Origin of the sequence: Paraburkholderia lebeckiae (assembly GCF_050436325.1) — a bacterium.
Taxonomy (GTDB): domain Bacteria; phylum Pseudomonadota; class Gammaproteobacteria; order Burkholderiales; family Burkholderiaceae; genus Paraburkholderia; species Paraburkholderia tuberum.
The window spans coordinates 1055657-1071114 of the sequence record NZ_JBNDLZ010000002.1; the positions used below are offsets into that span (position 1 = coordinate 1055657).

A 15458-nucleotide genomic window follows, 5' to 3' on the forward strand; every position below is an offset into this window, starting at 1 on the left:
ATGCTAGACGAACAAACCATTCGCGACCTCGCCGCGCAACTCGATCACGCGGAAAAGACCCGCACGCAGCTGCGCCATTTTTCCGCGCAGTATCCAGAGATGACCGTACAGGACGGCTACGCGATACAACGCGAGTGGGCCAAGCTGAAACTCGCCGAAGGCCACGTAATCAAGGGCAGGAAGATCGGCCTGACGTCGCGCGCGATGCAGCGCTCGTCGCAGATCGACGAACCGGACTACGCGCCACTGCTCGACAGCATGTTCATCGAAAGCGGCCAGGACATTCGCGTGGATCGTTTCATTGCGCCGCGCGTCGAAGTAGAACTCGCGTTCGTGCTGAACAAACCGCTGAAGGGCCCCGGCGTCACGCTGTTCGATGTGCTCGACGCGACTGCGTACGTGAGCCCGGCCGTCGAAATCATCGACGCGCGCATCGAGCAGTTCGATCGCGAAACACGCGCGCCGCGCAAGGTCCACGACACGATCTCCGACTTCGCCGCGAACGCGGGCGTCGTGCTCGGCGGCCGGCCGGTGCGTCCGCTCGACGTCGACCTGCGCTGGGTCGGCGCGTTGCTGTACAGGAACGGCGCGGTCGAGGAAAGCGGGCTCGCGGCGGCGGTGCTCAACCATCCGGCCACCGGCGTCGCGTGGCTCGCCAACAAAATTGCTCCGTACGACGAATCGTTGAATGCGGGCGACGTGATCCTGAGCGGCTCGTTCACGAGCCCGATTCCCGCCCGCGCGGGCGACACGTTCCACATCGACTATGGCCCGCTCGGCGGCATCGGTTTGAATTTCATCTGAACGCATCAATATGTCCTTGCCAAAAAACGCCTTCAAACGCGCGCTCGCCGAAGGCAGACCGCAGTTCGGCCTGTGGGCCGCGCTCGCCGACGCCTACGTGACCGAGCTGCTCGCCACCGCCGGCTTCGACTGGCTGCTGATCGACAACGAGCACGCACCGAACGACGTACGCAGCACGCTGTCGCAATTGCAGGCGGTCGCCGCGTATCCGTCGCATCCGGTCGTGCGGCCGGTACGCAGCGACGCCGCGCTGATCAAGCAGTTGCTCGACATCGGCGCGCAAACGCTGCTGCTGCCGATGATCGACACGGCCGCGCAAGCGCTCGATGCGGTCGCGGCCACGCGTTATCCGCCGCAAGGCATTCGCGGCGTCGGCAGCGCGCTCGCGCGTGCGTCGCGCTGGAATCGCGTGCCCGACTATCTGGACACCGCCGCCGACGAACTGTGCGTGATCGTGCAGGCGGAGACCGTGCAGAGCCTCGACAATCTCGTGGAAATCGCGCATGTGGATGGCGTCGATGGCGTGTTTTTCGGGCCGTCGGATCTGAGCGCGTCGATGGGATTGCTCGGCAAGCCGGGCGACGCGCGCGTGCGCGACGCGATTCGCCACGGCATCGACACCGCGCGCACCGCTGGCAAGGCAGCGGGAGTGCTCGCCCCTGATGCCGCGCTGGCGGCCGAATATCTGGCGGCGGGCGCGACCTTCGTCGCGGTCGGCACGGACACCGGCTTGCTGAGCCGCGCGGCCGCGGACCTCGCCGCGTCGTACAAGAACCTGGCGGCGAGCGCGCCGCAGGTCAAAGGCGGGTATTGAAGCGAAAGCCTTTCACTTCCCCTACTCGCCCGCCGGCCAAGGCAAGCCTCGCGCCGACCAATCCAGCTCGACCCCCAATACACAGCGCCCGCTCGCCAGCTGCACGGCAAGTGTCACTGCGATGCACGGCCGCCCGCTCGCGAGCGACAGATAGGGATTACTGGTGGTCGCCTCGCCGGGCAGCAGCACCGCATTGCGGAAGTAAGGCCGATGATCCCAGCGCGCATCGCGCGGATTCGCGACCGGCTGCAGCGACGCGGCGTCCTCGCACCATGCGGGCCCGCGCACCTCGTGACCGATCTGGCGGCCGGTGGCGTCGAGGATGAAACAGCTGATGCAACGCTCGAAGGTGGCGAGCAGCGCGAACGCGTCGTCCATCATGGCGCCGGCGCGCAAGCCGTCGGCCGCGCGCCGCAGTTCGAGCCGGTACGGCTCCATTTCGGATTCGAACAACGCATGCTGATGCGCACGGCCCTGCGCGATCACGTCGAACGCATCGTCGATCTGGCGATGCACCGACTCGGGCGGCGCGATCTCTGCCGCGGGACGCCCTAGCAGATAGCCCTGCGCGAAATCGACATTCGACTCGACCGCGAGAATCAGTTCGTCGGCCGTCTCGACGCCTTCGACGACCACCAGCATCCCCGCCTGGTGCAGCAGCGACACGAGTTTCGGCAGGATAGGCTGCTGCGTGCCGTGCGTGGTCGCGCGAATCAGCTCGCCGTCGAGCTTGACGAGGTCCGGCCGGATCCGCAGCAGCCGGTCGAGATTCGACTGGCCCGCGCCGAAGTCGTCGACTGCGATCAGGAAGCCGTGCTGGCGATAGCGCGCCGCCGCGCGCGACATCTCGTCGACGCTGCCGCCATGCGATTCGAGAATCTCCAGAATCACTCGCTCGGGTTCGAGCCCCGCGGCGCGCACGATCTTCGTCAACTGGTCGGCGTAGCCTTCGGCGACGAAGGTGGACGGCAGGATGTTCAGGAACAGCCACGCGTCGCCGGGCAGCGCGCGACGCGCGTTGCCGAGATGCACCGCGTGGCTCGCGCGGTCGAGCGCGCCTTCGTCGCTCGAAGGCTTCGGCGCGAACATCACGACCGGCGGCACCAGCGTGCCGTCGTCATGCTCTCCGCGCAGCAGCGCCTCGAAGCCGACCTGCTTCTGATGCGATAGGCTGTAGAGCGGCTGAAAGTGCGAGATCAGATAGAAGTCTTCCCAGCGGTAACGCGCCGCGTCGGCGCTCGGGTCGCCGAACGGTGACTGCAGCGCGTCGAACGGCAGCGCGCGCGCCGCGCAGACCCGGTTGCGCCCCGTCTGCTTCGCGCGCAGCAACGCTTCGTCCGCGCGATCGAGCAGCATCATGAAGCTTTCGCCGCGCCGATGCTCGGCGACGCCGAAGCTCGCGGTCAGATGGCCGTCCGGCCGTTCGATCCCGGCGATGTCGAGGCGCAGCCGCTCGGCGAGCTGCAGCGCGCCGGTGAGATCATTGTCGAGCAGCAGCGCGAATTCCTCGCCGCCGATGCGGCTCACGCTTTGGTAGAGCGCAACCGCGTTCTTCAGCACCTGCGCGACCTGGAACAGCGCATGGTCGCCGACCGCATGACCGAAGCGGTCGTTGAGCGACTTGAAGCTGTCGATGTCGAGAAAGATCGCGCAGATCTGCGCCCCTGGCGCCAGCGTCTCGAGGCGTCCCTCGGCGTGCTTGACGAACGAACGACGATTTTGCAGGCCGGTTAGCGGATCGGTCGCCGCGAGTTGCGCGAGCTGGCTCTCGAGCAGAAAGTGATTGCGCCGGAATCGGTAGAAGCCGAAATGGAACACCACCGCCGTCGGCGCACCGATCGCGATGACCCACGTCCACACGGCCGCGTCGACCTCGGGCGCATGAGCTTTGCCGCGCAGCAGCGCGATGGCCGCCGCGTAGAACACCACGCTCCCGGTGACGAAATGCGCGGGCGTGAGCCATAGCGGCGCCGCGCAGATCGGTATCACGACGAATGCGGGCAATAGCCACGGCAACGGATACGCGAGGCCCTTCGCATTCAGCACAAGCCCGGCGATCAGCACCAGTTCGTACGCGACGCCGATCGCGCCGAATAGCGCCGTCGACTTTGCGCGCGGGATCGCCAGCACCAGCAGCGCGAGCAGGAGCGCGCACAGCAGCCGGTACGCGAGCGGCCCGGCCGGTGCGCCGACCAGTTCGCGCGCCGTTACCATGCACAGGAACGCAACCACTGTGAAGCCCATCGTCACGAGGGAAAGCGGCCGCTGATGGTCGAGCGAGCGCCGGTGAAAGCGCTCACGCATGCTTGGCTCTGGCAGGTGCTGCGTCGGGATGGCAGACATAGATGGCTGATCAGGGTTTCCGGTCACTCCGCCAATGGTTATCGGCAAACGTTCGATAAACATTTATGGCTAACGTAACACGACGTATCAATTCGGCGCCTGCGCATCGCCCTTGCGTCCGTCAGGATCGTGACCAGCAGAATAGTGAGTGAATCGAGCATTGCAAATTATTTGAATCGAACGACGCCGCGCCCGATTTTTCGCGCAACTCACCTTCCGCCGAATCCATGGTTAAAAGACTAAAGCTCAAACAGGCCGGATTGTCGGCTAATACACCTATCGTTCCGCAAGCCTTTTCGCGCGCCAGGCGAAGATTAACCTTTCAATTTCTTTTAAGCAGCAAAAATTACCCAATTCATGTGTCTCGAATGCGCCTTTATCCCGCCCGGCAGCAACGCACAGAACAACCCGCAGTCGAACGTCGCGAACGCGCAGACGCTCGGCGTCGCCGAGGAGCTTGCGCAGGTCAATCGCGAGCAGTCGAGCACCGTGTCGGGCGGCCTGATCTTCCGCAATCGCGTCGGCGAGGACGGGCTGTCGTCGCTCACCGACATCGAGGCGCCGATCCAGGGGCGTATCAAGGCGGGCAACGGTCACGTGGTCGTGACCGCGACCCCGGTCACGCTCGACGCAGGCACCGCGTCGAACAGCACGTCGACGCTCGCGCGCTTCGGCGCGGGGCTTTCGACCGCGTCGTCGTAATCGGCGGCGCAGAACGGCACCAACAACTATGGCAGCCAGACCGCGAGCGGTGTGGGCCTGTCCGTCGGCTATGACAGTCGCAGCATCAGCGGCGATATCGGCGTGACGCCGATCGGCTTCCGCGAGAACAACATCGTCGGCGGCGCGCAATACAACGGCGGCATCACCGACAAGGTCTCGTACTCGATCGCGGTCGCGCGGCGCGCGGTGACGGACAGCCTGCTGTCGTACGCGGGCGCGCGCGATGCGGCCGCCGGCCTCGAATGGGGCGGCGTCACGTCGAACGGCGCACTTGCCAGCATCAGCTGGGACGACGGCACGAGCGGCCTGTACGTGAACGCGTCGTATCAGCACTATATGGGCACCAACGTGCCGAGCAACAACGCGATCAAGGGCGGCGGCGTCTACACGCGTCTGCTGAAAGACGCCGACCAGACGCTGACGGTCGGCGTGAACACGACGATCATGGGCTACAACCGCAATCTGTCGTACTTCACTTACGGCCAGGGCGGCTACTTCAGTCCGCAGCAGTACGTGATCCTGAATCTGCCGGTCGAATGGTCGGGCCGCGCGGGCCTGTTTACATATGACGTGAAGGGTTCGATCGGCGTGCAGCATTATCGCGAGGATGCGTCGAACTACTTCCCGCTGAACGACGGCTCGACGCGGCAAGGCGACGCGGCCACCGCCGCGCAATCCCCCGGCAACGGTCTGACCGCCGTCTACCCGGGTCAGAGCAAGACCGGCGTGTCGTATTCGATCAGCGGCGTCGGTGAATATCAGCTCGCGCCGCAGTTCGCGGTCGGGGCGACCGCGTCGCTCGGCAATGCCTATGAATATCGCGAGTGGCTCGCGGTCGTGTACGTGCGCTACAGCTTCAACAGGCAGACCGGCTTACAGCCGTTCCCGCCGGTGCCGTTGACGTCGCAGTATCTGTCGCTGTCCAACTGACGGACGCACTCGTTGGGTGAGGTCGCGGCTTGCATTCGATGAATCGCAAGCCGCGTCACCCCGCCCTCACCTTCGTTCGCACTCCATCGCATAGCGCCGGCGTCATTTTCGCAATACGCCGCCGGCGTCAGGCGCGGCTCGCGCGCGGCGGGTTTGGGAGTGGATATCGTGTGATGTTTTGCTTCGCCATCGTACGGCGCGTTCCATTGAAGTTCGAAGCTCGCGCTGGAATCGGGGACGGCAGCACGATTCGCACCGGACCGTGGGCACGACGACGAAGGTATCGAGCCACGCCGGAAATGCGGGCGCTTCTTCCGCTTTCGCCGCGCAGCAAACGCGCCTCGCGGTAAATGTTGCCCGCGCATCGAACGAGGTGCCAAATTGGTAGGGTTTCGGACAGGGTTGCTTACCCGGCAAAACCCCCAAATAGCGTCTGCGATGCATCAACGATAAGGCGTTGTGCCCTACAATATTTTTGGGGTTCGCGAGGCTGCGCAATGCGCGCGACCCTCGAAGCTTCGGTCAAGAGCCAATCATTTTCGACGTGATTTCACGTGGAGCGCTGCATGCCTTTTCCGGCACAAGACTGCGGCTGCGCTGGCTGGCGCGGCGAGATGGCGCGACGCATCAGCGAATTCGACTGGCGCGCGACCACCCTCGGCGCGATCGAAAACTGGCAGCGCAGTCTGACCTCGACGGTCCAGATGATGCTCGCCTCGCCCGTGCCGCTCGTGCTGTTGTGGGGCGAGCCCGGCTACATGATCTACAACGACGCCTATGCGGTCTTCGCGGGCGGGCGGCATCCGTATCTGCTCGGCCGTCCGGTCGAAGACGGCTGGCCCGAAGTCGCCGATTTCAACCATCACGTGATGGTCACCTGCCTCGCGGGCGGCTCGCTGTCGTATCGCGACAAGGCGCTCGTGCTGCTGCGCGACGGCAAGCCGGAAGACGTGTGGATGGATCTGTACTACAGCCCGGTCGCGGGCGACAGCGGCGCGCCGGCCGGCGTGCTCGCGATGGTCGTCGAGACCACCGGGCGCGTGCTGACCGAGCGGATGCGCCAGCAAGCCGAAACCGAATTGCACGAGACCAACGAACGCCTGCAGCTCGCTCTGAACACCGGCGCGGTGCTCGGCACCTGGGTGCTCGACGTGCGCACCGGCGAGGTCACGGGCGACGAACGCTTCGCGCGGACCTTCCTGTTTGCGCGCGACAAAGCGTCGAAGGGCGTCGCGCGCGATGCCGTGACGCAGATGATCCACCCCGACGACCAGGCGCTCAACGACCGCCTGGTCGTCGAAGCGATCCGCAGCGGCGAGCCGTTTCGCGCCGAGTACCGAATCAGGCGGCCTGACGGCGGCTATATGTGGGTACAGGCGAACGGCCGCTGCCAGTTCGACGAACACGGCGAACCGACGCGCTTTCCGTGCGTGCTGATCGACATTCACGATCGCAAGATCGCCGAACAGCAGCTTCTTCAGTTGACCGAAACGCTCGAGCAGCGCGTCGCCGATTCGATCGCGGCGCGCACGCTCGCCGAGGAACAGCTGCGCCAGGCGCAGAAGATGGAAGCGATTGGCAGCCTGACGGGCGGCGTGGCGCACGACTTCAACAACGTACTGCAGGTGATCAACGGCAATCTGCAGATGCTCGCGGCCGACGCAAACGACGACCCGGTCACGCAGCGGCGTCTATCCGCCGCGACCGATGCCGTCAAACGCGGCGCGAAGCTCGCAGCGCATCTGCTCGCGTTCGCGCGGCGTCAGCCGCTGTCGCCGACCGTGCTGAATCCGCGCCGCCTGCTGACCGGCATGAGCGAGATGCTGCATCGCGCGCTCGGCGAAACGGTGCGGATCGACACGGTGCTCAGCGACGATCTATGGAACGTGCAGGTCGACCGCAACCAGCTCGAAAACGCGCTGCTCAATCTCGCGATCAATGCGCGCGACGCGATGCGCGCCGACGGCGTGCTGACCGTGCGCGCGACCAACCGCACGCTCGACGCCGCGTTCTGCCGCGGCAAGCCGGAGTTGTCGCCCGGCGAATACGTGGAGTTCTCGGTTGCCGACACCGGCTCGGGCATGCCGCCCGAAGTGCTGCAACGCGTGTTCGAGCCGTTCTTCACGACCAAACCCGACGGCCACGGCACCGGCCTTGGCCTGTCCATGGTGTTCGGCTTCGCGCGGCAAAGCGGCGGGCATGTGTCGATAGAAAGCGAAGTGGGACACGGCACCACGGTGTCGCTGTTCTTTCCGCGCTGCTGCGAGGCGGAGGCGCCGGAGACCGTCGACGGCACTGCGGCATCGGTCGGCGGCGGCGAAACGATACTCGTCGTCGAGGACGATGCCGACGTGCGGCTGACCGCGGTCGAAATGCTCGCGCAGCTCGGCTACAAGGTGCTGACCGCGTCGAACGGCGACGCGGCGCTCCAATTCATCGACAGCGACATGCCGATCGATCTGCTGTTCACCGACGTCGTGATGCCCGGCAAGCTGAAGAGCGTCGAGCTCGCGCAACGCGCGGCCGCGCGTACGCCGCCGCTGCCTACGCTGTTCACATCGGGCTATACGCGCGACGAAATCGTCCACCACGGCAAGCTCGACGCCGGTATCACGCTGCTGTCGAAGCCGTACCGGCGCGACGATCTTGCCCGTCTGGTGCGTAACGTTCTACGCGCGGGCGCCGCGCGCGCGGACCACGCGGCCGGGATGCGCGAAGCGCGTATCGCCGCATGCGTGCCGCCCGCCGCGTACGAAAGCGCCAACACGTACGCCACTGCGAAGAGGCCGCAGAAAACGTCGAACAAAGAGCCGAAGAAAAAGCCGCAACAGCCGATCCGGCCGCGTGCGGCCCAGGAAGCCGCGCGCGTGCTGTTCGTCGAGGACGACACCGAATCGCGCGAGGCGCTCGGCGAACTGCTCGGCGCGTTGGGCCTCGCTTGCACCGCGGTCGCGAGCGCGGAAGCAGCGTTGCCGCTCGCGAACACGCAACGCTACGACGTGCTGTTGACCGACCTCACGCTGCCCGGCATGTCCGGCGACGAACTCGCGCGCGCGGTGCGGCGTGTGCAGCCGCAAATACGCGTGCTGCTGGTGTCGGGCTACGGTCGCAGCGCGGAGATCGGGGCGGCGATTCCGGGTGCACGGCTACTCGGCAAACCGCTCGATATCGCGCAGTTGCGACAAGAGTTCGCGCAATGGCTCGACCACACCGAAGCGGCGTCCTAGATGCTATGAGGGAGGGCAGCGTCAGCTCCTTCAACGTGGTCGCGGTAATCCCCGGCGCGTCGCTGATGAAGGTTTGGAAAGCAACGCTAGCATCATCGGACGCGAAGCAATCCGCGGTTCAGCGGGCCAAACCACGCGTAAATCCGGAATTAGAAGGAACCGCCCAAACCGTAAGATCGACATAAACCAGTCAGTCAGGTGTTGGCGGCATGCTAGATCTTCCTCTTTCCGATGACGCCTGGGCGCGCATCAGTCATCTGTTCAAGCAGGACCCGAAGAAACGTCTGGGCCGGCCCGCGCGTCCTCCGCGCGAGATCCTGGACGCGATTCTGTGGGTCGTCACGCGCAACGAGAAATGGTATCGGCTGCCCGGCACGTTTCCGCCGTCGCAGACGTGCTACATCAGGTGGCTGCAATGGCGCCGCACGGGCTTGATGAGCGCGATTCTCGACGAGCTCGGCCTGAGCGGTTGCGCGCTTGCATCGGCGTCTCGCGCGGATTCGGCGCCTCCGGCGGGGTCGACTGCCGACGCCTGAAATCGCGGCCTGGAATGGCATATATTGTTGGGTAAGGATGGGTACCCTGAACGGCGCGGCCCCGATCTGCAGCAGCCGCGCGCCTCCGGGTATGATGCCGGGCGCGGTACCCGCCGCGACGGCTTCCGATGCCGCATTCTTGCCACGAGAACCATCATGCCTGCCCAACACGACGAAGCACCCGGCGCTCACGACACGACGGACAAGCCGAAGCGCAAGACACTGTCCATGTCCGTGCGCAATCTCCTGATGGTCGCCATTGGCGTCGTGATGTTCGCGATCGTGTCGGGCGTCGTGCTGTACAACCCGATCATGTACGGCGACGAGATCCCGAACTTCGGCATCATCCTGATGCTGACAGTGCCGGTCATCGCGGGCGTCGCGTTTCGGGTCGGGCTCGACGCGTGGCTCGATCGCGAGTGAGCGGCAAGAACGCCACCTTTTCATCCCATCATGCCGCCTTGACCGGCAATACGACCCACACTTCGAGGCCGCCGCCGTCGCGCGGATGAAACTGCAGGCCGCCGCCGTGCAGCCGCGCAATCCGCTCGACGATCGACAGCCCCAGCCCCGTGCCGCCGCTATGCGCACGCGCATTGCGGCCGCGCTGGAACGGCGCCTTCAGCTTCTCCAACTCCTCCGCCGTCAAACCTTTACCGCGATCGCCGACCGCAACCGTGACCGCGTCCTGCGTCGCCCACGTGCGCACCGCAAGCCCGCTGCCGCCGTAGACGATCGCGTTCTGCATCAGATTCATCAGCAGCCGCATCATGCTGATCGGCCGATATCGAACGGCCGGCAAGCTGCCCAGCGACAGGTCGAACTCGTGCCCGAGCCCCGCGAAGTCGCCCGCGAGCCGTTCGATCAGCGCATTCAGATCGCCGGGCCGCGCTTCCTCGCGCTCGCCGCTGCCCGCGTAATCCATGAACTGCTGCAGAATCGTCTCGATCTGATCCAGATACGATTCGGCGGCGATCACGAAACTGCTGTCGGCCCCCTGCGGCATCGCCATCGCCATCGACAGGCGCAGCTTCGTCAACGGCGTGCGGATGTCGTGCGAGATGCCCGCGAGCATCAACGCGCGCGTCGCTTCGGCGTCCTGTAACGCGCGCGTCATCTGATTGAAAGCGCTGCCCACGGCGGCGATTTCGGCGGGTCCGTCGGTCGGCAGCGGCGCGGGCAGGTCGCCGGCACTGACGCGCCGCGCCGCTTGCGTGAGCTCGTGCAACGGTTCGTTCAGATGTAGCTGGATCGCGTAGCCGGCGAGCGCGGCGAGCACGCCAAGACCCAACGACAGGAAGATCGCCGCTTCGAGGCCGCTGCCCTGCGCGTCCTCGGGAACCGGCAGCGCGATCCAGTATGGCGCGCTGGCCAACGAACCGGCCGCGTGGTCGGACCCGGCAGCCGGCGCATGCATGCGAATCCACAGCCGCTGCGCGCCCTCGGTCTGCCACCGCACGGGCATATCGGCGGGCAGATGCTTTTGCAGGCTGTCGATGAAAACGCCGCGCTGATAGGTGCTGTAAACACGCAATAGATCGTGCGGCGGTGTGTCGGTCGCTTCGGGGGGCAACTGCTCGCGCGCGTCGAGACGCGCGGTCAGCGCCGCGCGCGAGGCGGGCGGAGTGGCCGCGAGCAGGTTGTCGAGCGTCGTCACGTAGGTCGCGAACACGGCCGCCGCGCGTTCGACGCGTGGCCGCTGCACGTAATGCAGCAGCACGACGATCGAGCAGATCTGGCTCAGCATCACGAGCGCGATCAACAGCGCGATATTGCGCGCGAGCAGCGTGCGCGGCAGCAGTGCGCGCGACAGTGAGCGCATCATGATTCGACATCGGCGACGAGCATATAGCCGGCGCCCCAGACGGTGCGAATGAAACGCGGCTTCGACGGATCGTCCTCAACGATCTGCCGCAGCCGCAGCACCTGTACGTCGATGCTGCGATCGAGCGCGTCATGGTCGCGCCCTCGCGCACGCGCGAGCAGGTTGTCGCGGCTCACCGCACGATTCGGCGACGACGCGAGCGCGACCAGCAGCAGCATCTGCGCGGAATGAATCTCGAGCGGCTCGCCCGCGCGCGACAGCTCCTGCTTGCCGATGTCGAGCGTGAAGTCGCCGAAACGCACGCGCTGCGACGTCAGCGTGACGTCGCCCGCGGCCATCTTCTGGCGGCGCAGCAACGCATTGACTCGTGCCACCAGTTCGCGCGGCAGAAACGGTTTCGCGAGGTAGTCGTCGGCGCCGGTTTCGAGGCCGGTCACGCGATCGAGCGGATCGCCCTTCGCCGTCAACATCAGGATCGGCAAGGTCTGTCCTTGAGCGCGCAGCTTCGCGCAGATCTCGAGGCCGTCCTCTTCGCCGATCATCAGATCGAGTATCAGCAGGTCGAAAGGCTCGCGCTCCAGGTAGCGATTCAGGCGCTTGCCGTCCTCGGCCGCGCGCACGTCGAAGCCGTGACCGCGCAGAAAGCGCAGCAGCATGTTGCGCAACTCGGCTTCGTCGTCGAGCACGATGATCCTGGCGGGGCGTTCCATCCGAAAGCTCCTCGATAACCGAGCCGCTCAGTGTGCGGCCCCGCGTTCCTGCATGAATGCCTCGATCTGCGGGAGCGTGATGTAGCCGGCCTTCTGCGTGTCGATCTCGTCGAAATGACGCGCGAGCATCGGCATGCCGGCCGCCGCCTGGTCGCGGGTCAGCTTGCCGTCGTGGGTGATGTTCGCGCTTGAAAAACGCGTTTGCAACTGCTGCTCCATGCGCTCCATCCGCTGCTGGCTGATACCTTGCGGCGCGGCGGCCTGAGCGAACGCGACGGTGGACGCGCAGCACAGCAGCACGGTGGCGAGCAACTTCTTCATGACTGACTCCTTCGGTTTGAACATCGACCGTCGCCTGCCTGGGTGCCGCGATCCGTTTCGATGACAGGCCGAATTCTTGGTCAGACGCCGCGCAATCGCAATTCAAGAATCATGTCGAATCATGTCACGGCGCCGGGTGCCGCTGCAGCGTGACATCGAACGAAATGAGTTCGCGGTTTCGTTTTGCGGGCCTGCTGCGTATCGTTCCGTCTGCCGTTCGTCGGCATTCACGTATCAGGAGTCCCAAATGACTATCCGTCTCGCCTGCGCCTCGACTCTCACCGCCATCGGTCTCGCCTGTTCTTCCGCTGCCTACGCGAGAGTCGTGCTGTACCTGCCCGCCGCCGTGGTCTACGCGCCGCCGCCGCGGCCGGTCTACTACCCGGTGCCGGTCAATCCCGTGTACGTATCGGCACCGCCTGTCGCCGTGCCAGTGGCGGCCGCGACCATCGTCGCGGTGCCGCCCGCGCTCAACTATGCGGTGGTGCCCGCGCCGACGGTCAGCTATGCGCAACCGCTCGTGATCGCGCCGCGTTGAAAGCGCGCGGGCCGTCGCGCGGGCGGTTTCGATCGCCCCGCGACCGGCCCACGCCGTTGACTCAGCATAGGACACGCGCCTCGCGGGCATGCCTGGTGAATTCCCGTTGTCCCGTTGGAAGGTGGAGCGCCGCGTAAAACTTGCATGGAGTTTGCCGCTTCTTACCATCGCGCACCGTGCCAGGTGCGCGCCCGATATGGCGCTCTGTGCCGTCACGGCTGATATTGACTACATATAGGCGGGATGGAACGGACCTTGCGATCCCTGTCGGGTTCGCGCGCCCCTATCCACCCTTCTTTCCTGGACCTTTGTGATGAATTACCAAGATATCGACAAGGAAATCGCCCACCTCGAAGTCGTTTTCAACGCACTTTCAGGGCGCGACCGTTTTCCGCTGTCGTACTGGCAGCGTCGGCTGCATGCGTTGAACCGTTCGTCGATGGTGCCTGCGCAACGCCAGCGCGTCGCCCGCCTCGAAGCGAGGCTGCGCTCGGTCGGCGCGCGACTGGACCAGCTCACCGGCGCGAACCGCGTCGGCTCCTGCACAAGCCCGCCGATGGCGGGCGGGTCCGGCATCCGTTCAGCCAGTTAATATCCGTGCCCCAAGCGCCAGTACGAGCGCGGGCACCATCACCAGCGCGCCGACTTTCAGAAACTTCATGAAGCTGACGTCTTCGCCTTCGCGGCGAATCGCGTTGAGCCACAGGATCGTCGCGAGCGAGCCAGTGATCGACAGGTTCGGCCCGAGGTCGACGCCGATCAACAGCGCGTCGATCACGCGCTCGGGGCTATGCGCCTGCATCACGGTCGAACTCGCGATCAAGCCGGCCGGCAGGTTGTTGATCAGATTGCTGAGGAACGCGACACTCGCGCCGGCCCACCCAGCCGCTTCCATTTCGTTGTGTTCGGTCGCGCGACGCAACGCACCCGCGAACATGTTGATCACACCGGTGTGATCGAGCATCTCGACCAGCACGAACAGCCCGGCGACGAGCGGCAACACGTTCCACGAAATTTCGCGCATCATCGGCAGCGGCGATCTGCGCTCCTTGATCAGCACGACGAGCGCGGTCAGCGTGCCGAGGATCGCGGTCGGCAGGCCGAGTTGGATGTCGTAGGCGGAGACCGTCAACAGCGCGCCGGCCGTCACCGCGATGCCCGCGAGCGCGACGCGCCCGCTCGCCGAGAGCTCGACCGCGTCGAGATTTGCCTCGCAGACGCCAGCGAGCGCCTCGCGTTGCGTCCAGCGCAGCATCGCGAAGGTCGCGGCAATCGACAGCACCGACGGCAGCGTGAAGCGCAGCATCCACGGTCCCAGCGGCGGCGTGTGATTGCCGTACAGCACGATGTTGGCCGGATTCGAAATCGGCAGCACGAAGCTCGCCGCATTGGCGACGAACGCGCAGACGAACAGCAGTGGCAGCGGCGGTGTCTTCGCCTTCTTCGCCGCCGCGAACACGGCGGGCGTCAGCACGACGGCCGTGGCGTCGTTGGAAAGAAACGCGGTGATCACCACGCCGAACAGATACACGAGCACGAACAGCTTGCGCGGCGAACTGCGCGCATGATTGACAGCGAGCACCGCGACCCAGTCGAACAGCCCTTCGCGGCGGCCGACTTCAGATAGCAGCATCATGCCGAACAGGAACAGATAGACGTCGGTGCCCTTGCCGATCGCTTCGACCGCGAGATGCAAGGGCAATAGGCCGAGGGCGACGAGCAGCACCGCGCCGCCGACGGCCCACACGGCTTCGGGCCATTTGAACGGCCGTGTGATCACGCCGGCGGTGGCGAACGCGGCAATACTCCAGGAAAGAAAAATGGAATTCACGGCTTAAAGCCCGAATAATGGGTTATGTCGATGGCTGCGCAAAGCGCGCAACGTTGTAGTTCGGGGCAACAAATTACCACAGCGGTACCACGGCGAGCGCTCCACAGCAGTGTGCGTGCCTTCATGCGCGTACCTTCAGCGCGCATGCCTTTCGACACGATTGACATCACCGCGACAACGATCTGTTCCCGCGCACCCGCCTATTCGGTTTGAATTGGCATCCCTACTATCCGCATTCTCACGCGGCTTCTCGCGAGCAACGGATAGAACACGATGCAAACACACGCTTGCGCTCCCACGCGCTACCACGGCGCGGCGATCGCGCTGCACTGGCTGGTCGCCGCGCTGATGATCTGCGGCTTCTACATCGGCTGGATCATGACCGATATCCCCGGCTTCACGCCGACGAAGCTCAAGTACTTCTCGTGGCACAAATGGATCGGCGTGACCGTGTTCGCGCTTGCGCTGCTGCGCGTGCTGTGGCGCGCGACGCATCGCGCGCCCGCGCTCGATGCCGCGACGCCCACCTGGCAGAAGGCCGCCGCGCATCTGGTGCACGGCCTGCTGTATCTGCTGATGCTCGCGATTCCGCTGTCCGGCTATTTCTACAGCTCGGCGGCCGGCATTCAGGTCGTGTATCTGGGCATCCTGCCGCTGCCGACGATCATCGGTCCCGATCAGGCGCTGAAGGCCACGCTGCGCACGGTGCACGTGCTGCTCAATTACACGCTGCTCGCGCTCGTACTGATGCACGTGCTCGCGGCGCTCAAGCATCAGTTCATCGATCGCGACGGATTGCTCGCGCGCATGGTGCCGTTTCTGAAGACCCGCGCATGACGATACGAAAGCTTGAAGA

At 65.3% G+C, this 15458-nt stretch carries 13 protein-coding genes and 1 pseudogene; 9 read left to right on the plus strand and 5 right to left on the minus strand.

Annotated elements, in window-relative coordinates:
• Together hpaH and hpaI are read left to right on the plus strand one after the other, a co-directional pair.
• Positions 1-804, plus strand: a complete 804-nt coding sequence (gene hpaH, locus OKW44_RS07915) for a 2-oxo-hept-4-ene-1,7-dioate hydratase (RefSeq protein ID WP_018424955.1) — start codon at positions 1-3, stop codon at positions 802-804.
• Between the two features lie 10 nt (positions 805-814).
• On the plus strand, positions 815-1618 hold the full coding sequence (gene hpaI, locus OKW44_RS07920; RefSeq protein WP_018424954.1) for a 4-hydroxy-2-oxoheptanedioate aldolase: 804 nt from the start codon (positions 815-817) through the stop codon (positions 1616-1618).
• Positions 1619-1639: 21 nt separating this feature from the next.
• Here hpaI and OKW44_RS07925 read toward each other — a convergent pair whose 3' ends face one another.
• Positions 1640-3961 (minus strand): bifunctional diguanylate cyclase/phosphodiesterase, encoded by a 2322-nt coding sequence (locus OKW44_RS07925; protein WP_026226615.1) that lies wholly within the window; start codon positions 3959-3961, stop codon positions 1640-1642.
• A 408-nt stretch (positions 3962-4369) separates the two neighbouring features.
• Here OKW44_RS07925 and OKW44_RS07930 point away from each other — a divergent pair.
• From OKW44_RS07930 to OKW44_RS07945, 4 genes and pseudogenes are all read left to right on the plus strand, one after another.
• Positions 4370-5614: pseudogene (locus OKW44_RS07930) on the plus strand (cellulose synthase subunit BcsC-related outer membrane protein); the annotation flags it as partial.
• A 566-nt stretch (positions 5615-6180) separates the two neighbouring features.
• Positions 6181-8841 carry a response regulator gene (locus tag OKW44_RS07935; RefSeq protein WP_429409772.1) on the plus strand — a complete coding sequence of 887 codons (2661 nt, stop codon included), beginning with the start codon at positions 6181-6183 and terminating at the stop codon, positions 8839-8841.
• A 209-nt stretch (positions 8842-9050) separates the two neighbouring features.
• Positions 9051-9377 carry a transposase gene (locus OKW44_RS07940; protein ID WP_018424949.1) on the plus strand — a complete coding sequence of 109 codons (327 nt, stop codon included), beginning with the start codon at positions 9051-9053 and terminating at the stop codon, positions 9375-9377.
• Positions 9378-9533: 156 nt separating this feature from the next.
• Positions 9534-9800, plus strand: coding sequence for a hypothetical protein (locus tag OKW44_RS07945; protein ID WP_018424948.1), 267 nt, complete (start codon positions 9534-9536; stop codon positions 9798-9800).
• 28 nt (positions 9801-9828) lie between these two features.
• On the opposite strand, the gene OKW44_RS07950 is transcribed toward OKW44_RS07945, so the two are convergent.
• From OKW44_RS07950 to OKW44_RS07960, 3 genes are read right to left on the minus strand one after another with little or no spacing between them, the layout of a single operon-like run.
• Positions 9829-11202, minus strand: a complete 1374-nt coding sequence (locus OKW44_RS07950; RefSeq protein WP_026226614.1) for an ATP-binding protein — start codon at positions 11200-11202, stop codon at positions 9829-9831.
• Positions 11199-11912: a response regulator gene (locus tag OKW44_RS07955; RefSeq protein WP_018424946.1), complete on the minus strand. Its 714-nt coding sequence runs from the start codon at positions 11910-11912 to the stop codon at positions 11199-11201. The genes OKW44_RS07950 and OKW44_RS07955 overlap by 4 nt, the downstream gene beginning before the upstream one ends.
• Before the next feature lie 27 nt (positions 11913-11939).
• On the minus strand, positions 11940-12233 hold the full coding sequence (locus OKW44_RS07960) for an EF-hand domain-containing protein (RefSeq protein ID WP_018424945.1): 294 nt from the start codon (positions 12231-12233) through the stop codon (positions 11940-11942).
• A 247-nt stretch (positions 12234-12480) separates the two neighbouring features.
• Between OKW44_RS07960 and OKW44_RS07965 the strand changes: the two genes are divergently transcribed.
• Both OKW44_RS07965 and OKW44_RS07970 read left to right on the plus strand, forming a co-directional pair.
• Entirely contained in the window at positions 12481-12771 is a 291-nt protein-coding gene (locus OKW44_RS07965) for a hypothetical protein (RefSeq protein WP_018424944.1), read from the plus strand.
• 313 nt (positions 12772-13084) lie between these two features.
• Positions 13085-13363 (plus strand): hypothetical protein, encoded by a 279-nt coding sequence (locus OKW44_RS07970; RefSeq protein WP_018424943.1) that lies wholly within the window; start codon positions 13085-13087, stop codon positions 13361-13363.
• Here the strand turns inward: OKW44_RS07970 and OKW44_RS07975 are convergent.
• Complete coding sequence (locus OKW44_RS07975) at positions 13352-14602, minus strand: arsenic transporter (RefSeq protein WP_018424942.1); 1251 nt, start codon at positions 14600-14602, stop codon at positions 13352-13354. The genes OKW44_RS07970 and OKW44_RS07975 overlap by 12 nt on opposite strands.
• Before the next feature lie 273 nt (positions 14603-14875).
• Here OKW44_RS07975 and OKW44_RS07980 point away from each other — a divergent pair, with 273 nt between their 5' ends.
• Positions 14876-15439: a cytochrome b gene (locus OKW44_RS07980; RefSeq protein WP_018424941.1), complete on the plus strand. Its 564-nt coding sequence runs from the start codon at positions 14876-14878 to the stop codon at positions 15437-15439.
• Positions 15440-15458: the final 19 nt, after the last annotated feature.